This is a genomic window from Atlanticothrix silvestris CENA357 (assembly GCF_016056295.1).
Classification (GTDB): Bacteria; Cyanobacteriota; Cyanobacteriia; order Cyanobacteriales; family Nostocaceae; genus Atlanticothrix; species Atlanticothrix silvestris.
In genome coordinates this window covers 1-3766 of sequence record NZ_JAECZB010000062.1, presented here as the reverse complement: position 1 = coordinate 3766, position 3766 = coordinate 1, and the positions used below count along the sequence as shown (strand labels likewise).

The following is a 3766-nucleotide window of genomic DNA, read 5'->3' as shown; positions in this document are numbered from 1 at the left end:
ATTAATACATCTAAAGAAAATGCGTGTAAGCCCCAGGAAGATGATCTGATAATTTTCAGACAGCGCGGTAAAGTCACACATAAGTAAGTCGATGAGAATAAATCAAACTATGTTAATTAATATAAAGTTAGCTAAATTTATCTCGTAGTAAGGGCTTTAGCCCTTTTCTTAGGACTAAAGTCCTTACCCTACGGGTGACGCTCGATGACTCTCTAACGCCACGAAGATCGTTAGTCGCTCGTGGGGAGCCACTGCGGTGGACGGGTTCCCAAGGCACTCCGTTGGGCGGCTATGCCGACTTGAAGGAAGTGCCGCCGGCATAAAGCAAGTGGCGTGGAAACCCCCTTAGCGCTAGCCTCTCCCTTTGGGAGAAGACCGCGCTAACTCACTACAAACATTGAATTTTTTACGCCGTTCTACTTATTGTCAAACTGTTAAATAATGTTCTTTACGATTGTGGCTCTAATTCTGAATTTAGCATTTGTCGTCTAGTTAAAGTAATTTGGATAACAAATAATTGGGACAAACTTCCAAATTACGAAAAGATATTTAATAGCCAATGGCTTGAAATCTTTGTGAGAAAATCATTATATACATCTTATCTGTCAAAAGCATAGTAAATAGTACGCCTTTAGTTAGAGTGAAAAAATACTGAGTAATAGATATTTTAAGTAAAGAGTAACACGAATTTCAACGCCTTATGGAGAATCGCTGCCTGAGGGAGACAAAGATAGCAATTTATCTGTGTTTATTTGTGTTTATGTGCGATTAGACGAAAAGGTAGCAACTTATTCTGCCTGAAAGTCAAGAATACGAAATCATTTTTAGGGGTACACATGTCTGAATTGATCCAAGCAATCCTGGATAGCGAAGAAAAAAGTGATTTGCGTTCCTTTATAAGTCAATTACGCCAACATGAACAAAATTACTTGTTGCGAAATGACATATTGAATGTATTTGGTGAATATTGCTCTAAGTCCCAGAAGCCCGAAACATTTTACACTTCTTCCCACTTAGGTAAACTAATTTACTACACTCAAGAAATTATTCAAGAGGACTCAAATCTTTGTTTCATCATTCGTCCCAAAATTGCTAGTCAAGAAGTGTATCGGCTGACAGCAGACTTGGATGTTGAACCAATGACAGTACAGGAACTGCTGGATCTGCGCGATCGCTTGGTGAACAAATTTCAACCCCAAGAAGGTGATCTGCTAGAACTAGATTTTGGCCCTTTCTATGACTATACCCCTACAATCCGCGACCCGAAAAATATTGGTAAAGGGGTACAGTATCTCAACCGCTACTTATCCAGCAAACTTTTTCAAGACGCTAAACAATGGCTGGAAAGCTTATTAAATTTCTTGCGTCTACACCATTACAACGGTGTTCAACTGCTGATCAACGATCGCATTCAAACACAGCAGCAACTTTCTTTGCAAGTTAAAAAAGCCATAGCTTTTGTTAGCGATCGCCCCAGCGATGAACCTTACGAACAATTCCGCTTTCAACTACAAATGATGGGTTTTGAACCGGGTTGGGGTAACACAGCTGGGCGTGTAGAGGAAACTCTCAATATTTTAGATGAATTAATCGATTCACCTGCTCCTCAGACGCTAGAAGCCTTCATTTCTCGCGTCCCCATGATTTTTAGAATCGTCTTGGTCTCCGCCCACGGTTGGTTTGGCCAAGAAGGAGTATTGGGTCGTCCTGATACTGGTGGTCAGGTAGTTTATGTCCTCGACCAAGCCAAAAATCTAGAAAAGCAACTACAAGAAGATGTCGTCTTAGCTGGGTTAGAAGGACTGAATGTCCAGCCCAAGGTGATTATTCTCACCCGCCTGATTCCTAACAGCGATGGAACTCTTTGTAATCAAAGACTAGAAAAAGTCCACGGCACAGAAAATGCTTGGATCTTGCGAGTACCTCTGCGAGATTTCAATCCCAACATGACTCAAAACTGGATTTCCCGGTTTGAGTTTTGGCCTTACCTAGAATCTTTTGCTATTGATTCTGAAAAAGAACTGCTAGCAGAGTTTCATGGTACACCTGATTTAATTGTGGGTAACTATTCAGATGGGAATTTAGTAGCGTTTTTACTAGCAAGGCGGATGAAAGTTACCCAGTGTAATATCGCCCACGCTTTAGAAAAATCCAAATATCTGTTCAGTAACCTTTACTGGCAAGACTTAGAAGAAAAATATCATTTTTCACTGCAATTCACTGCTGATTTAATTGCCATGAATGCTGCCAATTTTGTCATTAGCAGCACTTATCAAGAAATTGTCGGCACAAACGACAGCGTGGGACAGTACGAGTCATACAAGTGCTTTACCATGCCGGAGTTATACCATGTCGTGAATGGAATTGAATTGTTTAGCCCCAAATTTAATGTCGTACCACCTGGGGTAAATGAAAACGCCTATTTTCCTTACACGCGCACTGAAGACCGAGTACAAGAAGATCGCGATCGCCTTGCGGAAATTCTCTTTACTCTTGAAGATCCCTCACAAATCTTTGGCAAACTCGATGATCCTACTAAGCGCCCGATCTTTTCAATGGCGCGTCTTGACCGAATTAAAAACCTCACAGGTTTAGCAGAATGCTTCGGTCAGAGTAAAGATTTGCAGGAGCATTGCAACTTAATTTTAGTAGCTGGTAAGTTGCGTGTGGAAGAATCAGGCGACAATGAAGAACGTGACGAAATTATTAGACTCTACCACATCATTGATGAGTATAATCTCCACGGCAAGATTCGTTGGCTGGGTGTGCGCCTATCAAAAAGTGATTCTGGAGAAATTTATCGAGTTATTGCTGATCACAAAGGTGTGTTTGTCCAACCAGCTTTATTTGAAGCTTTTGGTTTAACGATTCTAGAAGCCATGATTTCGGGATTACCAACTTTTGCCACACAATTTGGTGGGCCACTAGAAATTATTCAGAATAAAATGAATGGTTTCTACATTAACCCGACCAATCTAGAGGAAACAGCTACAAAAATTCTGGAATTTGTCACTAAATGTGAGCATAATCCTCAATATTGGGATGAAATTTCCCGTAAAGCCATTGACCGAGTTTATAGCACGTACACTTGGAAAATTCATACCAGCAAGCTGCTATCTTTAGCGCGAATTTATGGCTTTTGGAACTTTACTTCAAAAGAAAATCGAGAGGATTTGTTGCGTTATATTGAGGCTTTGTTCTATTTAATTTACAAACCCGCAGCTAAACAACTCCTACAGCAACATCAGCATCGATAGGTATCTTTTGTCATTTGTCATTTGTCATTTACTAAAGACAAATGACAAACGATAAATAACTAATACCATTTCACGAAAAATCTGATACAGATGTAAACCCTGAAAACTTTGCTTCATCTAAGTTCTTTAACTGAAGGGGTGACAAAGAGGCTGAAGCTCAGGAAATACAAGAGTGTGACTGTTTTGGGGTAAAAAAAGATAGGTCAGGTATTCTCAACAAGACCTATCAAATGATAATGTTACCTAAATTCTACCAAAACTGCTTTCAAAATGTACTGACACCCGCACAGTACAAGATGTTGGAAATCTTGATTATGCTGTTACAATTTCATAAAACTGTGACAATTGAGAAGCTGGCGACAGTATTTCCCCAACCGATAAAATTTGAGAGTCGGCGACGAAGCATCCAAAGATTTTTATTACTGCCAGAGTTATCAATTCAATACATCTGGTTTCCATTACTCAAAAGATGGGTTAAAAACAGCAGACAATCTCAGGAGAAACAATTG

General features: G+C 39.9%; 1 protein-coding gene and 1 pseudogene. Both read left to right on the top strand.

Annotation, left to right across the window (positions count from 1 at the left end):
• The first annotated feature begins 836 nt into the window (after positions 1-836).
• The gene (locus I8751_RS17125; RefSeq protein ID WP_214440335.1) at positions 837-3257 is read left to right on the top strand and encodes a sucrose synthase; all 2421 of its coding nucleotides are present in this window, start codon (positions 837-839) and stop codon (positions 3255-3257) included.
• Positions 3258-3571: 314 nt separating this feature from the next.
• A pseudogene (locus I8751_RS17120) lies at positions 3572-3766 on the top strand (IS4 family transposase); the annotation flags it as partial.

Coding starts and splice junctions, on each gene's coding strand:
- I8751_RS17125 (WP_214440335.1), top strand. CDS start 837: ATGTCTGAATTGATCCAAGCAATCCTGGATAGCGAAGAAAAAAGTGAT.